We start from the raw sequence: 22,206 nt of genomic DNA, 5'->3' as shown, positions 1-22,206 counted from the left end.
GTTCGGCCGGTTTCCGACTACGGCCACCCACTCGCAAGAGAGGGGATCCACTACGCAGGTACCAGTCCTCACCGGCGTCGGAGCGAGGAATCAGTAGACCAGGATCGGAGATCCGCCACTTCCACCCCTTCTCCGCGTAGGTAGTCCCATGCGCCCCTCACCGGGGCCTAGGCCGGGGCGTGGAACTTCTGCTGGGCCTCCAGCAGGCCGTCGCGGATGAGGAGTTCGACGGCGTCCGCTGCGTCGTCGAGCAGGAAGGGCAGCTCCTTCTTCTCGACCGTGCCGAAGTCCTTGAGCACGAAGTCCGCGGCATCCTGGCGTCCGGGGGGACGGCCCACGCCCACCCGCACCCGGTGGTAGTCCTTGGTGCCGAGGGCCTTGCTGATGTCGCGCAGACCGTTGTGCCCGCCCTCCCCGCCGCCGAGCTTGAGCTTCAGCGTGTTGAAGGGGATGTCGATCTCGTCGTGCACGGCGATCACATGATCGGGCGCGACGTCGTGGAAGCGGGCCAGCGTGGAGACCGGGCCGCCCGTGATGTTCATGTAGGTGAGCGGCTTCGCCAGGACCAGGCGCGGACCGCCGATCCCCAGCCGCCCCTCGAGGGTGACCGCCTGCGCCTTCGAGGACGTGAAGCGGCCGCTCATCCGGGAGGCGAGCAGGTCGAGGACCATCTGGCCCACGTTGTGGCGGTTGCCCGCGTAGCCGGGCCCGGGATTCCCGAGCCCGACTACGAGCCAGGTGTCAGAGGACACCGATCGTTACCTACTTCTCGTCGGCGTCGGTGACGACGGCGTCAGCGTCGGCATCGCCGGCGGTCGCGCCTTCGGCGGTGGCCTCGGTGTCGACGTCGGTCTCCTCGGTCTCGCCCAGGTCCTGGACCGTGGGCGCCATGAGGTTGACCACGAGGGTCTCGGGGTCCGTGAGGAGGGTGACGCCCTGGGGCAGCACGATGTCCGAGGCGTGGACGTGCTCGCCGATCTGGTGGCCTTCGACGCTGACGGTGAGGGTCTCGGGCAGGTGGGTGGCCTCTGCCTCGACGAGGACCGTGGTGGTCTCGAGGTTGAAGACGACCTCGGGTGCGGGCTCGCCTTCGACGTGGATGGCGACATCCACCTGGACCTTCTCGCCGCGGCGGACGGTCAGGAGGTCGAGGTGCTCGACGATGCGCTTGAGCTGGTTGCGCTGGATGTCCTTGACGAGGGCCAGGTGGTCCTCGCCCGCGATGTCCAGCGTGAGCAGGGCGTTGGGCGTGCGGACGGCCAGGGTGGTGGCCTTGGCGGGCAGCAGGACGTGGATGGGATCGGCGCCGTGGCCGTAGATGACCGCGGGGATCATGTTGGCGCGGCGGGCCTGGCGGGCCGAGCCCTTGCCGAATTCGGTGCGGACGTGTGCGGCGAGCTTCTGCTCGGACATGGCTTCTCCTGAAACGATTGCGGCTCACCACGCGGTTGCGGGAGCACTGGGACAAAAGCCGGGGCGGAAGGAACACGCGAGTGGGGCAGTTGTCTAGAAACCAGTCAAGGTGCTAGCCACCGTCGATCACGGAGTACGGCCGGAGATCCTGCGATCCGGCCCGCTCCCTCGCCTAGGCATCGCCTGCCATCCTACAGGACCGGGCACTGCGATCTGTCCCCCGACTCCCCGCCCCCCTGGGACCCGGGGGACAGATCGAAGGCGCGCGGCACCGCTTCCCTGAGCTGGGCGGCGAACCGCGGGTAGGCTCATTGCGCACCCAGCACACGTCCCTCCCGGCAAGACCAACGAGGACCTTCAGCCATGACAACGGACACTCCGTTCCGCATCCTTGCGGTCTGCACCGGTAACATCTGCCGGTCCCCCATGACGGAGCGGCTACTGCAGGCAGGGCTGGACGAACGCTACCCCGGGGAGTTCGTGGTGGAGAGCGCCGGCACCGGCGCCCTGGCAGGGAATCCGATCGACCCGCAGATCGCCGCGCTTGTCCGCAGGTTCGGCGGCACGGCGGACAACTTCTCGGCCCGCCAGCTCACCCCGGAGATCCTTCGCGAGGTGGACCTCGTACTCGCCCTCACGAGGGCTCACCGCAGCCGTGTCGTCGAGATGGTGCCGGCCATGCTGAGGAAGACCTTCACCCTGCGCGAGTTCGCGAGAATTCTCCCGCACCTCACGCTCGACGAGGCACTGCCGCCGGCTGACCGCTGGCGGGCAGCCCTCCCCCGGGCACTTCGCGCGCGGGCGTCCTACACCGCACCCGAACTGGATGACGTCGTGGATCCCTACCGACGCAGCGACGACGTGTACCGGCAGATGGTTGCTCAGATCATCCCGCCCCTCCGAACGCTTGCCCTCCCGTCTGCCGGGCAACCAGGGCCACAGGCGGATGCGGTACCTACGCTCGCAGCAGGCGGGACGCATCAGAAGGCGCCATGACGGCCGACCACGGCCTTGAACGTGCGCAGCAGGATGGTCAGGTCGCCGAGAAAGGACCAGTTCTCCACGTAGTACAGGTCGAGTCGCACGGTCTCGTCCCAGGAGAGCAACGACCGGCCGCTGATCTGCCAGAGGCCCGTCATTCCCGGACGGACAAGCAGCCGACGGTGAGCACGGATGTCGTAGCGCTCCACCTCGGCGGCCAGTGGCGGGCGAGGACCCACCAGGGACATGGACCCACCGAGCACATTGAACAACTGGGGCAACTCATCGAGGCTGAACTTGCGGAGGAATCGGCCGACCTTCGTGATCCGGGGGTCGTTCTTCAGTTTGAACAGGACTTCGTTGCCCTCGTGGTTGTCGCGAAGCTGCTCCAGCCTGGCTTCGGCGTCCACCACCATGGACCGGAACTTGTACATCTCGAAGCATTCGCCAGCAGTACCCACCCGTTCCTGACGGAACAGGACGGGGCCGGGCGAGTCGAACCGCACGAGCAGGGCGATCGCAGCAAGAAGTGGGGATGCGGCGATGATCAGCACGGTGGCGCCGATGATGTCAGTGGTGCGCTTGAAGAAGCGCTGGCCCTTCTCGAGGTTGGGTGTCGAGACGTGGATCAATGGAAGGCCCGCTACCGGGCGGGTATGGATGCGGGGTCCGGCAACATCCGTGAGGGCGGGCGCCATGATGAGACGGATATTCAGGTCAGCAAGCGCCCAGCCGAGGGCCCTGATGGTCTCCGGGGCGAGCTGCATGCTGCTCGAGAGGGCTACCGCATCAGGGCTGAACCCCTTGATGTCGGAGATGATGTCGTCGGCCTCCACCGCCCTTCCGACCACCTGCAGATCCAGATTGCCCGCAGTGCTCGCATCAGGTTCAACCCCGGGAAGGTAGGCCCCGATCGGGATGTAGCCGGCCATGGGCTGCGCTCGAAGGGAGTCGGCCAGATGCTGGACGCCGGTGGAACTGCCGACCACCAGTACACGAAGGCAGCTCCTGCCGTGTTCCCGTTCGATATGAAGGAGTCGGCGAACGATCACGCGGGACAGCAGGAGCATGATGAGTCCAGCCGGTAGGGCAACGCCTACATATCCACGGGCGGTGTCGAACTGCAGCGCGTAACTGACGATCGCCACGAGGCCGAAGAGGATGAGAGAGGCACTGACAACCCGCTTGTACTCTTCAGTGCCGTGTCCCAGCACGGTTGCTTCGCGGCTGCCCCGCAGCGATAGCGTCACCCACCAGCCCGCTGCGAGCACGAGAGACAGAACGATGTAGGGCTGATCACGCGCGTTCAGCTGCTCCGTCTCGGGAACACCGAACCGGATGATCAGCGCTCCGACGGTGGCCCATAGAACGACAGCCGCATCGACGACAGCCAGCCGTCGCCCGTATCGCTGGGCCCACCCATCGTTCTTCCTAGTTCTCGACACCCGTTCCCCATCCCCGGAGCACACTGCGCGACAGCGCCGTGCGGATTACGCGCTTTGAGACGAAACCCCGATGACTCGCTCATCGATGTCGGAGGAGGAGTTTCCGGTGGAGCGCCGGGTGACCTGGTGGGTGTCCTCCAAGGCGGACGGGGCTTCCGAATCATACGAATAGTAGCCGTAGGCGTAGGCATAGGCGTCGGGACCCTTGCTGGGAAGCAGGTTGATGACGACGCCGAGCAGATCCGCGTTGACCATCTCAAGGCTCCCGAGCGACTTCTGGAGATCGGGCAGCTTCACCTTCGAGGAGCCGATGACCAGCACCACGCCACCGACCTGCTGTGCGAGCACTGCAGCATCCGTCACCGGAAGGAGAGGAGGGGCATCGATGATGACCGCATCGAACTTCTGCTCGAGGCCGGTGATGAGCTGCTTCATGGCGTCGGAGCCCAGCAGTTCACTGGGATTCGGCGGGATCTGGCCGGCCGTCAGGACATACAGCTCGTCCGGACCCCATGGCTGTAGAAGGTCCTCCACTTCTGCCCGGCCGACCAGCGCAGTGGTCAGCCCGGCGTTGCGCTCGAGCCCGAGGTACTCGTCCACGCGGGGGCGTCGAAGGTCGGCATCCACGAGCACCACGGATTGCCCGCCCTGAGCAATGGCTATTGCAAGGTTCGTGGCTGTAGTGGTCTTGCCTTCTCCGGGTAAGGACGAGGTCACAAGAACGGCTTTGGACTTATGGCTCACATGTGCGAACTGCAGATTGGTACGGATCTGGCGGAACGATTCCGCGCGAGGGCCTTGAGGGGGAGCCTGTGTCAGCAATGGTTTCCTCTGTGCGTCCGCGTCGAAGAAAATGCCGCCGAGTACTGGAGCGTCGGAGACGCGGCGCAAATCCCTCTCGCTTCGCACCCTCGTATCCATCGTCGCCCTGAGCAGAGCGACCGCCACACCAAGGGTCAGACCGGCGACAAGCCCAAGCGCCAGGTAGAAAGGCACGTCTGGAGCAGAAGGGGTCGTAGGCGCGGCAGCAGGCGTGATGACCGACAGTCGGACCGGCGAATCCCCTCCGTCTGACGGTCGTTCGAGATTGTCGACGGTCTGGACCAAACTGTCTGCAGTTGCTTGGGCCACGCGCGCCGCCCCCGCCGGCGAGCTGTCCTCAGCCGTGATTGTGATGAGCACAGTGTTGAGATCGGCATGAGCGTCAACCGTTTCAGCGAGCTCAGACGGGCTCACATCAAGCCCCAGACCATCGATCACTGGTTGGAGGACTGCCGGGGTCTCCACCGTCTCGATGTAGGACTGCACCCGCGCCTGGCTGAACGAGTTGCCTGATTGCAGGTCCTGCACAGAACCCGAGCTTTGAGTCGCCACGAACAGTTGCGTACGAACAGTGAAGGTGGGCTTGATAGCCATCGAGACCGCCCCCGCGACCAGCAAGCCAAGTACTGCCGCCACAACAATCGTTCGCCAGGCCCGTCTCAACACGCGCCAATAATCACTCAGCTCCAAGATCGAGACCTCTCTGGTGCGCCTGCTCGCTGTCCTCGTGCGCTAGCCATGCCAATAGTAGCCCGATCAAACGACCGCAACTCTGCATATCTTTGGGGCGGTCGGCTCTTGGACTGTTTCATGCCGAAGCAGTCACCGCATATTGATGAGACGTTGGATTCCACTGCATGCGGGCGCGTCACCAGGCCCGTCCTTCATCGCTCTCGATACTTGTCGTAGATTTGGGAACCTGACAGAGACCGAGGCTTGCGACAGGAAGGAACCTCGTGACCGGCTCCCCGACTGTCCTCCACGTCGTCGAAAGCTTCGGTGGTGGTGTCGCCACGGCCCTTTCTCAGTACTGCGCCGCCACCCCGGGGTTTCGCCATCATCTTCTCCGAACCGAGCGAGTCGGAGACTTCATCGACAGCGGAGAGACCGAGCATTTCGAGTCGGTATCGGATCTCGATACCAGCCCGCTGTCGGCGATCGTCGCGATACGCAGATCCGTCCGCGTGTTGCGACCGGACGTCATACACGCGCACTCGAGTATCGCCGGACTCTATGTCCGCCTCTGCGTGAAGGCCAGCCCGGCACATCCGATCGTCTACACGCCGCACGGCTACGCAATGGAGCGCCAGGACGTATCGCCGGCTACGCGGGCGCTTTTCGGCCTCGTAGAAAAAATGCTCGCCAGAAACACAACCGTGTACGCTGCCTGCTCCCCTAGAGAACACGAAATAAGCAGAAGCATCGGTAGGTCGAAAGACGTTTTCTACGTTCCGAACGTTGCGCCTGCTGTAGGCGCTGACCTCGCCTACCCGAAAGGAACCGGATGCGCCAACCACTTCCTCGTGGTCGCGACGGGGCGGCTCACCGCCGCACGGGACCCCTACTATTTCGCCGCAGTCGTGCGGGCAGTCAAACTGGCAGCGCCGGACGTCACATTCAAATGGATCGGCGGCGGAGAGCCCCGCTATGTAGACGAACTGGTGGAGCTCGGCGTCGAGGTGACCGGGTGGCTACCGAGGAAGGAGGCACTGCAACTCCTCTCCGAGGCGGACCTGTTGATCCACACCGCTGCCTGGGACGGATTCCCGATGGTCCTGCTCGAGGCAAACAGGCTGCGGGTTCCGAGCTACGTCCGCGACATACCGGCCTTTGCGACAGTTCCCAGGTGTCTGGTAGGTCGGACCGAGGATCAATTCGCGCGAAACGTCACCACCATGGCCAATGACCCCCACCAACGGAAGAAGGCGCTCGAACAATGGGACGCTTTTCTCTCATTCAACACAACCGCGGAGCAGTCCGAACGGCTGAGCGCGGCGTACTATGCGAGTATGGAATTTCCCCAGCGCATACCGAGGCCCCGCTCCCTTTAGGTCACGCATGGCTATCGAATAAATCCCAACTTTCCCTCTCCGCTGAAGGCTATTTCGTTGACGTCGACAATGCATCGCCGGAGATCCCGGGCAGCGACCGCTACCCGCGCTCCCATGAGCAGCAGCATGGCGATGCGCCACTTCATGCTGACGATCTCCCTGATCGCCGGAGCATTCGTGACCGTGTTTGGAAGGGAAATACTCCCCTCAACGTATTTCAATGACGAGCAATACATTCAGCAATTACTCGATCGGACGGCACAGAGCGATCAAGGATCTTTCGCCTTCACCGCCTCGGCATACTCGATACTAGGGCTCGCTGGAAGCCCATTACTGGCGGGCATTGCATCTTTCGTCTTGTTCTTGATCTTGATCTTCAAAGCGCTGCGGTGGTCCGAACTCTGCCGGGAAGGATTGCCGATCTTCCTGACGGTATGCGGTTCGGTACTACTGGGTTCCGTCTACCTGGCCCAGTACAGCAAAGAGTTCCTGGTGATGGGTCTTTGCCTCCTCTTTCTTGAGACGCGGAGGCACTGGACCCTGGAAGCTCTCTGGCTGGCCTGCGCCCTTTTCTATGCCTATTTTGTCCGAGACTACTGGTATCTCGTCGTAGTCCTGTACGTCGGCTTCAGGTTGATAACCTGGAGGACGAGAGGGAGAACGCCCATCATCATCGGCGTGATAGCCGCCTACATCGGGCTTACCCTGATTTTCGAGAGCATTCTGGGTGTTCCGCTGGTGCACTTCAGGACGAGCGTGCAATTGTCTCTCGACGCGACCACGATGATCGACGATCCCCTCACGGGTGCCAGCTACCTGATACAGCCCGTGAACGCGATTCTGGTCCTTGGGATGTTGCTTGTTCCTTACCCCCTCCTCATGAGCTTCCAACTCCTGCAGACCATCCTTGCGGGATACCTGCTTCTACTCGGCTTCGCGTTGCGCCGGCCCTTTCGGTCAGTCCTCCTCAGACCCCGTGCGGTCTCAGTGGCCGCCGACGGAGTGAAGCCCCTGTGTCTGATCGTAGCGTTTCTGGTAGTGCAATCGATATTCGAACCGGATTACGGGTCATATATCAAGCACCTCCTACCGATGGTCCCGATAGCATTACTGACGGTTAAGAACGCGGGCGAATCGAAGTCCGGAATATCAGCGAATCTTGATGCACGATGGGATGCGAAACGATGAGAGTTCTGGTTGTTCATTGGGGCCGAACGGGCGGAGGTGCACGATTCGCATATGAAGCAGCGAAGCATCTGTCCGAGCTCGCGGACGTCGATGTATACGTTTCCTACTCCAAGAATGCTGAGATATCCTCGTGGTGGACAGATTTAGGTGTGGCGCGGCATGGAGTCGCAACTTTCTCTTCACGCAGTTCCCTGGTTGCCACCATCTTGTCTCTTCCGATCAAGGCGATTCAACTCCACCGCTTCTGCCGTCGACATTCCATCGACGTGGTCTTTTCGCCTATGGAGCAGGTCTTTCAGGCTGCGATCGCACCCTCCTTCAGGTGGCACGGCCGGAAATATGTACTAGGAATTCATGACGGCCAATTCCATCAGGGAGAGGAAAGCAGGGCGCGGGAGGTGCTCCGATCCTTCGATCTCCGGTTCGCCTCGTCGTACGTGGTTTTCTCCGACGAGGTCGGAGACATCCTGAGAAAGCGAATAGCGAGCAACCCCAAGAGAATTCTACGAATGTTGCACCCATCGGCATCTGCAGACGACGTTTGCGCCCGTACTCTCGGCGACGGCAAGGCGATTGTGCTCGGATTCTTCGGCAGGATCCTTCCCTACAAGGGAGTTCCCATCCTGCTGGAGGCCGGCGAGATACTCCGAAGCCGCGGCCACAATGTGGTCGTGAGGTTGTGCGGCGACGGGGATATAAGTGCTTCTGAGCACCTGATGAGCGCGCCCTTCGTGCAGGACAGGCGGGGGTGGGTCCCTGAGGAGTGCATAGAGGAAGTGGTGGACGACTTCGATCTCCTGATTCTGCCCTACGTCGAGGCAAGCCAATCGGGAGTTCTAGCGGTTGCAGCCAGTCGCGGTGTTCCCGTGGTTGCGACGCCCGTGGGCGGGTTGACAGAACAGGTGATCGCGTCAGGTGCGGGAATCCTGTCTGCCGCTGTGTCAAGCCAATCGATCGCTGCTGCGATCGAGCGACTGCTTTCCGACCCGTGTGCCTATGCCGCCCACTCGAAGGCCGGAATAGCCACGGCGAACGGCTCGATGTCCTGGGGTGTGGCTGCGGAAGAACTCTTGAAGGAGTTCTCGATCAACGCGGGATCTACCAGGAACGAGTAGAGACCGTCCGCAATCACCATGCCTGTGGACGCTCGCTCAACAAGCCGACCGGATCTCGGCGCGAGGCTCACGCCTGGCCCGCGGACCACCTCCTAGATCAACTCTGCCGCGTCATTGGTCGTAGGCATAATTCACTTCGCGGCACCTCGATCGGGAAGCATGCTAGGTCCGCAGGGAAAGGCGGCTCATTGCAATATCGTTGGCTACACGGTTCGGCGATCCTTGTGAACGCAGCCTCCGTCATATCAGTGCAGGCACTGGCGATTTTTTATTTGACGCCGGCCGAGTACGGGAAATTCGCCCTCGCCTATGTTCTGTACGCGGCCGGGGTGTCAGCTGTACACGCGGTCGTGTGCGACGCCTGGCAGAGGTCGACGAAGCGGCGAATAATCTCATCATGGGGGCAGTATTCCGGCGCGCTCGTCAGTTTGGTAACGACCATGACGCTCCCTATCTCCATCGGGCTGGCTCTACTCGGGTTCGGCCTGTCAAGCGTTTGGATAGGGCTTGCCGTCTTCGCGAACTTGTGCCGCCTCGGAGCACGCTACTATTCCGTCGCCAATGACGAGCATCGCTATGTGGCTCCAGCGGATATCTTCGGGTTGGTCACCACTGTGGCCACGTTCTATGCTTTGGACCACTTTGTGGGATCATTTCAATCCATTGCTGCATCATGGGCGCTCGGTGGTGTCGTCGCGCTACTCGCATCGAAACACCCCAGGCCTAGGAGCCGAGCGCTACGGGAGTGGGTAAGAGGCAATGCTTCTTCCATAAAGGCCCTTGGTGCGGACGCGGTTCTGGTCGATGCGACGGCAATCGGGGTGCCATTGCTGATGTCCCCCTTCCTGGGGGCCGTAAACTTCGGGATCTACCGGAGCATGTCGAGCACAGCCATCCCTGTACGACTGGCGCTAAATCCGCTGAGGCCAAAAATCATGGCACAACCTGCGGGTTATTTTTTCGAAAAGGCTAGATTCGTCTATGTATTGACGGTGGCGCTGCTATTCGGGGCATTTGTTTGGCTCGCGCTGTGGATTGTGGCGACCGAAGGTCTTTTCGGAGGTGGTGTCCTTGCGGCTCTGAGCGCGTTCGCCCTTCCTGCCGCGATCTATGTCTCGGCCAGTTTCGTCAGTTCTTTGTTCTACATCAGCAATAGATCTCATTTGTCGAATCATCTGTTGATAGTCGTGGGTTTTGTGCAGTTGATCCTCGCTGTGGGGCTACCGATTGGCGGGTTCTTGATCGGAGGATTGTCAGCGTTGATCCTCGCCTTTGCCCTTACTTCGGTTGCGCACGCCTGCATCCATTGCTTTGTTGCCTTTCGTCACGCTCGTCAGTAGAGAATCAATTTATTGCCGTGTGCAACTCTGGATCCTGCTGGGCGCTCGTATCGGGGATCAGCTGCGTTCGCGTGATGCTACGCGGCTGACCGAGCAAGAGTCGGAGGGTAGATTCCCGATCCGAGTAGGTAACCGATAGCGGGTGTACTGGGTTCCTTCGGCATGGCCGCCGGCGGAGACACACCCTGCCGCCGTGACGTCGACGTGGCACGCACGATTGGTGGCACACCTCGCCGATTGCGGGGCACATTATCGTTTGCAGGTTCACCGCCGTCCCGGGCGACGCTCATGGCATCACGGCGAACCCTACGGGGGTATGACGTGGACTTGGCGCTCGTCCGTCGCGGACGCCCGAGTTCGTCGCGGACGCCCACGTCCTCCGGGCCACAAGTCCGGGAGGTCCAGGACGTCCCGCGTCACTCCAGCACTCCCGGTCGCGTGCTCCGACCTGTCGAAGCTCGGTCGCGAGTCGTCTCGGCAACGAGCAGGAGCGCAGTACGCCGATCCGCGTGGATTCCTATGCTCAGGCAGCGTGTGAACGGTCGTGACGAGGGCACCGCAGCGTCCACGCGGGCAAGTAGGTAGCGAGTACGAAAACGTAGGTAGCTGCTACTCGTGTTGGTTGCCTAGGCAATATCTACCTTGTGGAAAGAAGGTCTACAGCTGCTGGGGATCTAATTCGGTCGATGCTCCTCCGAATTCGCGCCCTTTTCACTGCTTGGGCTTTCGCGCTCGGGCTGTCCGCCCGGGTAAGTCACTCAATTCGAGGACCCACGCGTATCTCCAGCGCGCGCGGAACGTCCTCAACAGGGGATAGGGCGCACAATGGCACGTCGATCAAATACCACGGGAAGCAGTCCACAGAAGGTGATTCAGCGGTCGGCGGCGGCAGCCACCGCCAGCGCCCTCATAGCCTCCTTGCTCATGGCTACTCCAGCTATCGCAATACCCATAGCTGAGGTTCCAGCAGATACGGCGGATTGGGCAACGACGCCCTACTCGCCCCTCGAACCTGTGGAGGTGGCGGCGTCGGGCAACGATCTGCAGCTCACCTTCGACGACGATGCCGGCGGGCTGAACGCCGCCGGGGACGTGGGAACCGGGTTCACCATGGTCCAACCCTCGTCCTCGGACCCGACCTATTACGTCCCCCAGAATATTCAGGTCGCCAACGGCAGCCTGAATATTGCTGCGACCAAGGGGATCGCCTATCTCAAGAACGGCACCGCTGCCAGCGACATCGACAAGAACAAGCAGGACAACACACTCGGAGTGGGACTCACCGCCAGTGACAACGTCCTGCGCTTCACCACGACGCTGAAGAGCCCGTCGACCTCCACGTCCTCCGCGCAGGCCGGCATCTGGTTCGGGCCGACCGATGACGACTACGTGAAGCTCGTCCTGGCTTCTCCCTCGGATACGGGGCGCCAGATCCAGCTGTCGCGTGAAGTGGCCGGAGTGACGAATCAGGCTGTCAACGGCGATCAGCGCAACCTCGACATCTCGAAGGCCGCACTCGGCGACCAGGACGTGCAGCTGATCCTCGATGTCAACAGCGTCACCAAGAGCGCCATCGCGAGCTACAAGATCGGCGCTGGAGCGGTGACGTCCCTCGGCACCCTGCCGCTGCCCACCAACTTCTTCGACGGAACTCTGCTTTCCGCCGACGTCCCGAACGTCGATTCATTCGGGGGCCTCTTCGCCACCAAGCGCAACATGGCCGCGACAACTCCCCTGACCTATTCGTTCCAGGACTTCTCGGTCAGCGAGCTGGACGCCACGGCGCCGGCGGCACCCGGCGCCGTGACGGCAGGGGCAACTCCCGATTCCGTCGAGCTGACCTGGGCTGCTCCGGCAGACGCCGACGTCGCGGGCTACCGTGTCTACCGCTCCGGAACCACTCCGGTGGCCACGACCGGAACCCCGGTTTCCGGCGCAGGACTGATCACCGATCCGTCCTTCGTCGACGAATCGGCTTTCGTCGGCGGCACCTATCACTACTCGGTTGTCGCTGTGGACACGTCGGGAAACACCTCCGCGGCAGCAGAATCCGGGGCCGCCGTACCGCCGGCACCGCCCGGCACGCTCGTGGACAAGATCAACTTCCAGCCGTCGGCGGCCAACGCGCCCGACGACTATTCGGCTGACACCGGCGCCGCTTATGACGCGGCACGCGGGTCCGGCTGGATCACCGAGGACGACCGCACCCCGTTCGACTTCTCCCTGAACACGCGGTCACGGACGGGAAACCCCGATCCGAGGCTCTCCTCGATCATCCACATGCAGTACGGGGACATTGCTTCCGCATCACCCACGACCGGGGTCACCGCCGAGAAGGGCGTCTGGGAATACGACGTGCCGAACGGGACCTACAACGTCGTCGCCGCAGCGGGCGACACTGGCGCCGGCGTCACCAACGGATACGACAGCAAGCACATGGTCAGGGCCGAAGGAACGGTGGTTCTCGAGGAATTCGTCGGATCGGCTCCTCGACAGTTCGACGAAGCCGTGGGAACCGTCGAGGTGACCGACGGCAAACTGACGATCGACGCCATCGGCGGCTCCAACACCAAGCTCGCCTACATCGACATCTATTCCGTGACCCAGGAAGCACCGGTTCCCGCTGCTCCTGCCGCGCTTCAGGGTGAGGCCGGCGCGTCCGGCGTGGTACTGGAGTGGACGGCGTCCGAGGGCGCTGCCGGATACAACGTGTACCGCGGCACGACGGCCGAGGTCGCCGTGGACGGCCCCGCATTGAACGGGAACACACCGGTATCGGGCGTGACGTTCACGGACGAGAGTGCCGCTGCCGATACCACCTACTACTACGTGGTGACCGCCGTCAACGACGACGGCGCCGCATCGGAGGCATCCTCGGCCGTAGAGGTTCAGGTACCCGCAGAGACCAGCCCGGTTCCTGCTGCTCCTGCCGGGCTTCAGGGTGAGGCCGGCGCGTCCGGCGTGGTACTGGAGTGGACGGCGTCCGAGGGCGCTGCCGGATACAACGTGTACCGCGGCACGACGGCCGAGGTCGCCGTGGACGGCCCCGCATTGAACGGGAACACACCGGTATCGGGCGTGACGTTCACGGATGAGGGTGCCGCTGCCGACACCACCTACTACTACGTGGTGACCGCCGTCAACGAAGAACGCTCTGCATCGGACCCGTCGCCGGCCGTCAGGGTAGCTGTCCCGGCGGAAGGCGGGCCGGAGCCCGGGAGTTGTGCTGTGGGTCAGTGGGAAGCTGAGTTCTTCCTGGGCCAGGATCTCGGTGGTGCTCCGGTGAAGATCGAGTGCGCTGACGATATCAATCAGGAGTTTGCTGACGGGGCAGGGCCGGAAGGCGTCGCTTCGAACGATTACTCGATCCGGTGGACGAAGACCGTGGCCGAAGGCGCCGGGACCTACGAGTTCAAGGCACGCACCGATGACGGTGTTCGGATCAAGGTGGACGNTTACTCGATCCGGTGGACGAAGACCGTGGCCGAAGGCGCCGGGACCTACGAGTTCAAGGCACGCACCGATGACGGTGTTCGGATCAAGGTGGACGGCGAGCTGGTCCTCGATAAGTGGTTCGGTCAGAGTGCTACCGAGACGTACACCGTTGCGGCGCTCCTGCCGGAGTCCGCGGTGGTGGAAGTGGAGTACTTCCAGGGATACGGCAAAGCCTCCGCCGACGTCTCCTACACCCGCCTCGGCGCCGATACTGAGGCTCCGGCAGCTCCGAGCCAGCTCGTAGCCGCCGCTGAGGGTTCCGCAGTGGCCCTCAGCTGGGAGGTCAGCGCCTCGACGGACACGGTCGGCTACCGGGTCTACCGGGGAACCGAGGCCGGAGTAGAAGCCTCCGAGACTCCGCTGTCAGGCTCCCCCCTGGTCGAGAGTGCCGGCTACCGGGATGTCAGCGCAGCTCCCGATGTGACCTACTACTACGTGGTCACAGCGGTGGACGCAGCGGGCAACGAGTCCGAAGTGTCGAACGAGGCGATGGCCGTGGTGGCCACCGTCGAGGACACCGAAGCACCTGACGCACCGCTCGAACTCGCGGCCGTCGCCGGTGACGCCTCGGTCGAACTGACCTGGACGGCATCGGCGTCCACCGACACTGCCGGCTACCGGGTCTACCGCTCGCTGCAGCCCGTCGTCGCGGACACCGGCGAGGAGGACGCCGTTTCCGGGGAAGCCCTGGTGAGCGGCACCGCCTACACGGACGACACGGTCAGCAATGGCACCACCTACTTCTACGTGGTGACCGCGGTCGACACCGCCGGCAACGAGTCGGAGGTCTCGAACGAGGTGTTCGCCGTTCCGACCGTTCCCAACACCACCGACGTGAAGGTGGACTTCACCGCGACCAACGCCGTTCCTGCTGCGGGTTACCTCGCCGACTGGGGCCAGTCCTACGGACTTCGGACCAGCCCCAACCAGGGAACCGGGCTCTCCTACGGGTGGCTCTCCGAAGACGGGACCCCCGTGAGTCTGGTCGGCAACGGCCGGGAGCGCGCCCGCCCGGGCATCGACGGACGGCTCAACAGCATCCTCCACATGCAGTACGGCGACTTGAACGGGACCAACGGTGTCAACACCGAGGGTGTCTGGGAGCTCGCGGTACCGAACGGCCTCTACGAGGTCGAGGTCGCAGTGGGTGACGAGCCTGGCGCATCGAACGTCTACGACTCCAACCACGTCATCAACATCGAGGCCGGGCTGGGCATCGAGAGCTTCCAGGCCACGGCCGGCGCGGAGTACCGCACCTCCACCACCACCGTCGGTGTGTGGGACGGCGCGCTCACGCTCACGGCGACCGGCGGAACGAACACGAAGATCGCCTACGTCGAGGTCCTCGGCCTGGAGCAGGCACCGCATGTGGACACGATGCGGCCGGACAACCGTGCCTCCGGGCACGATCCCAACGACGGCGTCTCCGCGACCATCCGCGTACCGTACGCCGGCGTGGGCGTGGATCCTCAGACGCTGCCGGGAAATGTCCACATCTACGAGGCAGCCTCCGGCGTGGAAGTGCCGTCGTCCACCGGGACCTCCGGCGGCAACGACGTCATCTCCACCCAGCCGGATTCGCCCCTGAAGCCCAACACCAGCTACCGCTTCGTCGTGACGGACGAGGTGAAGGACAACTTCGGTGCGCCGTTCGTGCCCTTCTCCTCCATCTTCACCACGGGTGCCGGCACGGTCGAGACACCCGAGGAGTTCACACCCCTCAGCGGCGTCGGATTCGAGAAGGTGGAACTGCCCATCGGGGCGGGAACCTACTGGTCGACCTTCACCTTCGGACCCGACGACAAGCTGTACGGGGCAACGATCGGCCAGGGCCTGTTCCGCTTCACCGTGAACGACGACGGGACGCTCTCCAACAAGGAGGACCTCGGCTATCAGGGCCGGGCCATGGTGGGCCTCGTCTTCGACAAGTCCTCCACAGCCAGTGATCTGAAGCTGTGGATCACCTCCACCAGCGCCAATGTCGGCAACGAGCAGGGGCAATGGATCTCCGGCATCAGCCGGCTCACCGGCGCGAACCTGCAGAACGAGGCCAAGATCTTCGAAGGCCTCCCGCGCTCCCAGTCGGACCACCTGACCAACTCCATGGTCTACGGTCCGGACGGACGTCTGTACTTCCAGCAGGGCTCCAACCAGGCAGCAGGTGACCTCGACAACTCCTGGGGTCAGCGCGGAGAGAAGCTTCTCACCGCCGCGACCCTGGTCTTCGACCCCGCGAACCCGCAGGTGCAGGCCGCGGCCAGCGGTGCCGGCTCGATCAACGTGCAGACGGCCGACGGCGGATCCTACAATCCCTACGCCACGAACGCTCCGCTGAAGATCTACGCGACCGGCATCCGCAATGCCTACGACCTCGTCTGGCACTCCAACGGACACCTGTACGTCCCCACCAACGGCACGGCAGGCGGCGGCAACTCACCGGGCGTCACGGCCAACGCCGACGGCACGTTCACGCGTGTCGCAGCACCGGGCATCCCGGGTGCTTCCACCGTCAACGGCCGGGACGTCACCGCACAGTGCCAGCGACGCAACTACACCGGAGGATCGGTTCCTGCAGTCGCCAACCACCCGACCCAGCGCGACCTCCTGTTCGACGTCGTCGAGGGCGGCTACTACGGCCATCCCAACCCCGAGCGTTGCGAATGGGTGCTGAACGAGGGCAACGACCCGGCGAACCTGCCGGAGTCGCCAGGACAGGGAGGCAGCAAGTACGCCTCCGGGGTGAAGGCGGATCCGAACTACCGCGGAATCGCCTACGACTTCGAGTTCAACAAGTCCCCGAACGGGGCGCTCGAGTACCAGAGCGACACCTTCGGCGGTCAGCTGAAGGGCCGCCTGCTGGTCACGCGCTTCTCCAACAACAACGACCTCATCTTCCTGCAGCCGGATCCCGCGACCGGCGAGATCCTCGGTGCGCAGGTACCCACCGGCGTACCGGGTGTCCCCAACACCACCATCAGTGGTGCGGACGGCTTCAACGATCCGCTGGAGGTCGTCGAGGATCCGGGAACGGGCAACCTCTACGTCAACCAGTACGACCGAAGCGGTGGCGCACAGAAGATGTTCCTCCTGCGCGTGCCTGCCGACCAGCAGGCAGCCACGCTGGATGCCTCCGCGGAAGAGCTCGTCTTCTCGGCCGTGAAGAACACCACCAGCAGCACCAAAGCACTCACGGTCACCAACACCGGTCCTGAGGCCGTGACGCTCTCACGGGCGGTCCAGGGCGCGCAGGCCGGCGAATTCACCATCACCGGTGGATCGACCTCACTTGCTGCCGGAGCCAGCACCACCCTGCAGGTGGCCTTCAAGCCCGGATCCGCAGTCGGGCAACGAAGTGCAACGCTGGAGGTCACAGCCGGCGACACCACGCTCGAGATCGGCCTGTACGGGCTGTCCATGAACGGCATCGAGGGCGGGAACGAACCCACCTTCGCCGACGTCCTGGGCACGCTCGGCTACAAGGTCGACGTCGGGTGGACCAACCTCGCCGGCGGGGTCGACCCCGCGGCGAAGGGTGACGAGGTCCTGGAACCGCTGTTCGTGAAGTCGGGCAGCGCGCCGGTGAGCATGAAGCCCCTGGCGCAGTACGCCCCCCGCGAGGACCTGCCCTTCGGGTGGTACACCGGCGACGGGACGGAGAGCGAGCGCAACAAGGTGGGCTCCATCGACATCAACGGCTACCAGTCGCTGCTTCCGCCCGCCAGCCCGGGATCGGCGAGCAGCTTCGACCCCGGCGACGAGCAGTTCGGGTTCTACTTCTACTCGAACGTCTTCCAGCGGGTCGGCTTCACCGAGGACCGGCTCAACACCGGGATCGCCCACCGGGCGCGTGTCTACCCGGCGAAGGACCGCTCCGGAGCGGCGATGGCCAACAGCTACATCGTGGCCTTCGAGGACGCTTCCAACGGTGACTACCAGGATTACGTGTTCCTGGTGCAGGGAGTGAAGCCGGCAGGCGAAGTGACACCGCCGTCGACGGAAGCGATCCGCGTCAACTTCTCCGACCTCGCCGGGCCCCTGCCCGCCGGATACCTGCGGGACCACGGGCAGGCCTTCGGCACCCGGACGGCGTCCGATCAGGGCACCGGACTGAGCTACGGCTGGAAGAGCCAGGCCACGGAGAACCCGCTGGACATCTCGACCGGCGGGACCACCCCGGGCAACGGGCGGACGCGGGTCACGGCGCAGACGGACCAGCGCCTCGAGTCGCTGATGCACATGCAGTCCGGTGATATCTCGGGAACCTTCAACGGCGTCGCGACCTATGCCTACTGGGAGATCGCGCTGCCCGACGGTGAATACCGTGTCACCGTCGCCGCAGGCGATTCGACGGTCAACACTTCCGATCTCGAGGCGCACACCATCAACCTCGAGAACCAGCCGGTCATCAGCAGGTTCGTCCCGACCGGTGCGGCCGGCGCGAACAGCCGCCACGCCACGGCGACCGCTGACGTCGCCGTCACCGACGGTTTCCTGACCGTCGATGCCAATGGCGGCACCAACAGCAAGATCAACTACCTGGACATCGTCCCGCTGGCCGACACCGAGGTGCCGGGAGACGATCCCACGGACGGCGCCCAGGTGAAGGTGAACTTCCAGACTCCGGCCGCACCGACGCCGGCAGGATGGATCGCCGATACGGGCATGGCCTTCGATGCCGAACGCAAGTTCGGCTGGCTCGTCGACGGGGCGCCGACGGACCGCAGCAGTGCCGCGAGGTACCGCACCACGGCCACGCCGGGCATCAACTACCCCGCCGACAACCCGTTGCTGCAGACGACCACACTGATGGGGCCGGCGACCAACGTCAGCACCGGGGTGTGGGAGTACGAGCTGCCCAACGGGACGTACAAGGTGGCCCTGTCCGTCGGTGATTCCGGATTCCTGGATTCCACCCACGGGGTCGCTGTCGAAGGGCAGCCACTGGTCAACTCCTTCGTTCCGACCGGAGCAACCCCGTTCCAGACCGGGACCCGGGATGTAGCCGTCGCGGATGGGAAGCTGACCGTGACGTCGACGGGCACCAACAGCAAGATCAACTGGATCTCCATCAAGGGAGACGGCCTCGACGGTCCGCCGGCGGCGACCACCGAGGTGAAGTACAACTTCCAGACGGAGGCCGCTCCTACGCCGGCAGGATGGATCAAGGACTACGGGCTGGGCTACTCCGCGGCCACCGGCTTCGGCTGGCTGGTCGGCGGAGAACCCGCCGACCGCGTGCTCGGCGGTCGGTACCGCACGGCCGCGGCATCCGGGATCACCTATCCGGCCAACGACCCGCTGCTCCAGACGCTCAATATCATGCAGGGCGGGACGGTCACCGGGTTGTCGGACGGCACCTGGGTGGCGGACGTCGCTGACGGAACCTACACCGTGAGCGTCTCCGTCGGTGATGCAGGCTTCCTCGATTCGACACACGCGATCGAGGTCGAAGGCACCCCGGTGGTCGATCCCTTCGTTCCTACCGGCAGCGCCCCGTTCAAGACGGGCACTGCCCAGGTGACGGTGACCGACGGACAGCTCACGGTGGTCCCCACCGGGACCAACACCAAGATCAACTGGATCACGATCGCGGGCAAGGCCCTCACCGCCCCATCGGTCGCCGTCACGGTCAACGGGACGGAGGTCGGCTCCAGCTTCAGCGGCGGAACGGCCAACGTGTCCCTTGCAGCCTCGGCGCCGACCGGGACGACGATCGAATCGCTCACCTACTCGGTGAACGGAGCGGACCCCGTGGCATACACGGCACCGTTCGTCTTCGACGCGGCCGGCGACTACGTGCTCGAGGTGACCGCCACGGACACCACCGGGGCGTCCACCACCAGGACCGTCCAGTTCGAGGTCCTCGACATCGGGGGGACACTGACTCTCCGGAACGAGCAGGCCACGCGGCAGGGTGGGGCTCCCATCCCCGGCCTGTCGGAGGACTGGCTGGTAATGCACCGCATCAACGGCGGCGTCTCGACCCACAAGGTCGTGGACGAGGCCACGGTGACGCTGTCCAACACCGGCAGCAAGGGTCTCCGCATCACCGAGCTTTCCCTCGGCGGGCCCAACGCCGGGCAGTTCACGGTGATCGACGCACCCGAACTGCCGTTCACGGTCCAGCCCAACGCCTCGGTCCCCGTCACGGTGAAGTTCACCGCGGCATCCGGCGGCAGGGGTGTCAGGGTCGCACAGCTGAACGTCAGGTCGAGCGACCCCTCCGCGGCGCTGACACCGGTGCAGCTTCGGGGCGCCTACATGACGCAGCCGGAAGGCGGCAGCGAGCTCTCCGTCAATGAGATCGCCCAGGCCTTCGGCTGGACCACGGACCTCGGCAGCCCCTCCAACGGCGACGAGATGCGCGCCTCTGCCCTGAACGGGGAGGAAGTCCGGTCCCTGCAGTGGAAGCGGCTCGACTCTTCCATCCCGGTCACGGCCCGGCAGATCGCGGCCTTCCACGGTTGCTGTACACAAATCGAGACGGTCAACATCAACGGGACGACGGCGACGCACAACGCGGCGTACGGGCAGTCACTGCTTCCCCTGAACAACGCGTTGACGGGACCCACGCAGCTCGCGACGAACCCCACCGGGAACATCGGGATCGTCGTATCAGGGCAGTCCACCAACAACCCCAACTACATGGCCGTCAAGACCTGGCCGGTCAGGGACCGGGACAGGAAGATCGTTCCGGGGGCGTGGATCGTGGGTCACGACTACATCAGTTCACCGAACCAGTGCGGTACGGGACCGACGAACTGTGACTTCCAGGACAACATGTACCTCGTCACGAACATGGTCCCGGTCGCCTCGTCCGACACCGCTGCGCCGAGCATGGTCACGGGCGTCACCGCGGCCGCGTCCGGGTCCGCGATCGACGTCGCCTGGGCGGCAGGACCGGAAGCGGACCTTGCCGGCTACTACGTCGAGCGCGCGACCTCCGCGGCGGGACCGTGGACCCGCATCAGTGGGAACACGCCCGTCCGTGGACTGAAGATGACGGACACGAACCTCCCGTTCGCTGCCCAGGCCTTCTACCGGGTGCAGGCGGTGGACGCATCGGGGAACACCTCCCCCGTGTCCGCCACGGCCAGCGCGGCCATCCCCGCCTCGGCGGGTCAAGCCATCCGCATCAACGCGGGCGGCGGTGCGGTGACGACCGGCGGCGTGAACTGGCTGGCCGACACGTATTTCGCGGGCGGCAAGGCCTACACCAACCCGGCGGTCGCGCAGATCGCGGGAACCGACAGTGATGCGCTCTACTTCTCCGAGCGCAGCGCAACCACCGGCCCGGGAACGTTCGGGTACAACATCCCGGTGCCTGCGGGGAACTACACGGTCAGGCTGCACTTCGCGGAGATCTACCACGGTGCAACCGGCGGTGGAGCCGGCGGAACCGGCAAGCGTGTCTTCGGCGTCAACCTCGAGGGGGGACCGCAGGAGGTCAGCAACCTCGACCTCAACGCGGTGGTCAGCCCCATGACGGCCCACATCGTGAGCCAGACCCTCGGTGTCACGGACGGGAACCTCGACATCGACCTCGCGTCCACGGTCGATCAGCCGAAGATCTCCGCGATCGAGGTGATCCGCAACCCCTAGCCAGGAGTCCGGGCCTTCCCTGTCCGAGCGTCAGCGTTCGGACAGGGAAGGCCCGGTCACGTCACGTTCTTTCTCGTCTCGATCACGTTTATGGGGACCCTCATGATGAACAGAACCGCCTCAGTCCTGGCCGTTGTCGGAACCGTTGCACTCCTCGGCGCCGGCGCAGCGCAGGCCGCTCCCCCCACCGATTCCTACGTCAACGGCAAGACCATCAGCGTCAGCGATGGCACCTCGACCCGTAGCGGCCTGGTCGTGCTCGACCGGACCGTCCTCGACGAGGCCATCGACGCCGACAGTGACAGGGACGCCGACGGCGACGTCTGCTACGACGTAGAGCTCACCCAGGACGGCGTCTATACCCTGACCGCTGCTGCGCTGGACCGCTCCCCTGTCGTCAGCTCCCGCGTGGTCGTCGACTCCGTCAGTGCTGCCGGAGGCGCCACCGGGACCACCGACGCCTCCGCATCGGGTGGGCCGGCCACCACCGGCCTCGACTCGGCGGTGATCCTCTGGGGCGCCTCCGGCATCGTTGGTCTCGGCCTGGGCGCCGGCACCATCGTGGTGACGCGCCGCCGAGCCGCCGAGGCGTAGACCCCGCACCATCGGACAGCGGAAAGCCGGGCCGGAGCAGTCGCTCCGGCCCGGCTTTCCGCTGTCCGCCGTTTCAGATAGGAAGTGGTCGCCCTCGCGGGTGAGTACCACTGGTTAAACAGGAAGAGGCCAGCGGCAGCTGGGGACGGAGTCTTGGTCT

Annotated in this window: 11 protein-coding genes; 7 read left to right on the top strand and 4 right to left on the bottom strand. The window is 64.3% G+C overall.

Annotated elements, in window-relative coordinates; genetic code table 11:
- Positions 1 to 167 precede the first annotated feature (167 nt).
- Together pth and RY94_RS15245 are read right to left on the bottom strand one after the other, a co-directional pair.
- Positions 168 to 752, bottom strand: coding sequence for an aminoacyl-tRNA hydrolase (gene pth, locus RY94_RS15250; protein WP_043447192.1), 585 nt, complete (start codon positions 750 to 752; stop codon positions 168 to 170).
- A gap of 10 nt (positions 753 to 762) precedes the next feature.
- Positions 763 to 1,413: a 50S ribosomal protein L25/general stress protein Ctc gene (locus RY94_RS15245; protein WP_043447190.1), complete on the bottom strand. Its 651-nt coding sequence runs from the start codon at positions 1,411 to 1,413 to the stop codon at positions 763 to 765.
- Between the two features lie 363 nt (positions 1,414 to 1,776).
- Between RY94_RS15245 and RY94_RS15240 the strand changes: the two genes are divergently transcribed.
- Positions 1,777 to 2,409, top strand: coding sequence for an arsenate reductase/protein-tyrosine-phosphatase family protein (locus tag RY94_RS15240; RefSeq protein ID WP_082046424.1), 633 nt, complete (start codon positions 1,777 to 1,779; stop codon positions 2,407 to 2,409).
- Here the strand turns inward: RY94_RS15240 and RY94_RS15235 are convergent.
- Positions 2,394 to 3,839, bottom strand: coding sequence for a sugar transferase (locus RY94_RS15235; protein WP_043447187.1), 1,446 nt, complete (start codon positions 3,837 to 3,839; stop codon positions 2,394 to 2,396). The genes RY94_RS15240 and RY94_RS15235 overlap by 16 nt on opposite strands.
- 45 nt (positions 3,840 to 3,884) lie before the next feature.
- The gene (locus tag RY94_RS15230) at positions 3,885 to 5,351 is read right to left on the bottom strand and encodes a polysaccharide biosynthesis tyrosine autokinase (protein WP_082046423.1); all 1,467 of its coding nucleotides are present in this window, start codon (positions 5,349 to 5,351) and stop codon (positions 3,885 to 3,887) included.
- Between the two features lie 266 nt (positions 5,352 to 5,617).
- Here RY94_RS15230 and RY94_RS17535 point away from each other — a divergent pair, with 266 nt between their 5' ends.
- The 6 genes from RY94_RS17535 to RY94_RS15205 all read left to right on the top strand — a co-directional run bounded on the left by RY94_RS17535 (position 5,618) and on the right by RY94_RS15205 (position 22,046).
- Positions 5,618 to 6,712, top strand: a complete 1,095-nt coding sequence (locus tag RY94_RS17535; RefSeq protein ID WP_082046422.1) for a glycosyltransferase — start codon at positions 5,618 to 5,620, stop codon at positions 6,710 to 6,712.
- Positions 6,713 to 6,826: 114 nt separating this feature from the next.
- The gene (locus RY94_RS15220; RefSeq protein ID WP_156135213.1) at positions 6,827 to 7,900 is read left to right on the top strand and encodes a hypothetical protein; all 1,074 of its coding nucleotides are present in this window, start codon (positions 6,827 to 6,829) and stop codon (positions 7,898 to 7,900) included.
- A complete protein-coding gene (locus RY94_RS17530) occupies positions 7,882 to 9,015 on the top strand; it encodes a glycosyltransferase family 4 protein (RefSeq protein ID WP_082046421.1) in 1,134 nt (377 codons plus the stop codon). The genes RY94_RS15220 and RY94_RS17530 overlap by 19 nt, the downstream gene beginning before the upstream one ends.
- 224 nt (positions 9,016 to 9,239) lie before the next feature.
- Entirely contained in the window at positions 9,240 to 10,355 is a 1,116-nt protein-coding gene (locus RY94_RS18015) for a hypothetical protein (protein ID WP_197060694.1), read from the top strand.
- Positions 10,356 to 11,180: 825 nt separating this feature from the next.
- Entirely contained in the window at positions 11,181 to 21,452 is a 10,272-nt protein-coding gene (locus tag RY94_RS15210; protein WP_082046420.1) for a malectin domain-containing carbohydrate-binding protein, read from the top strand.
- 102 nt (positions 21,453 to 21,554) lie between these two features.
- On the top strand, positions 21,555 to 22,046 hold the full coding sequence (locus RY94_RS15205; protein WP_156135210.1) for a hypothetical protein: 492 nt from the start codon (positions 21,555 to 21,557) through the stop codon (positions 22,044 to 22,046).
- Positions 22,047 to 22,206 lie beyond the last annotated feature (160 nt).

It is taken from the genome of Arthrobacter sp. L77 (assembly GCF_000816565.1).
Classification (GTDB): Bacteria; Actinomycetota; Actinomycetes; order Actinomycetales; family Micrococcaceae; genus Arthrobacter_D; species Arthrobacter_D antioxidans.
This window is presented reverse-complemented; position numbering and strand designations above follow the sequence as displayed.

Excerpts from the sequence above, each read along its gene's own strand:
- RY94_RS17530 (WP_082046421.1), top strand. The coding sequence starts at position 7,882 with ATGGGATGCGAAACGATGAGAGTTCTGGTTGTTCATTGGGGCCGAACG.
- RY94_RS15205 (WP_156135210.1), top strand. The coding sequence starts at position 21,555 with ATGATGAACAGAACCGCCTCAGTCCTGGCCGTTGTCGGAACCGTTGCA.
- RY94_RS15245 (WP_043447190.1), bottom strand. The coding sequence starts at position 1,413 with ATGTCCGAGCAGAAGCTCGCCGCACACGTCCGCACCGAATTCGGCAAG.
- RY94_RS15240 (WP_082046424.1), top strand. The coding sequence starts at position 1,777 with ATGACAACGGACACTCCGTTCCGCATCCTTGCGGTCTGCACCGGTAAC.
- RY94_RS15220 (WP_156135213.1), top strand. The coding sequence starts at position 6,827 with ATGAGCAGCAGCATGGCGATGCGCCACTTCATGCTGACGATCTCCCTG.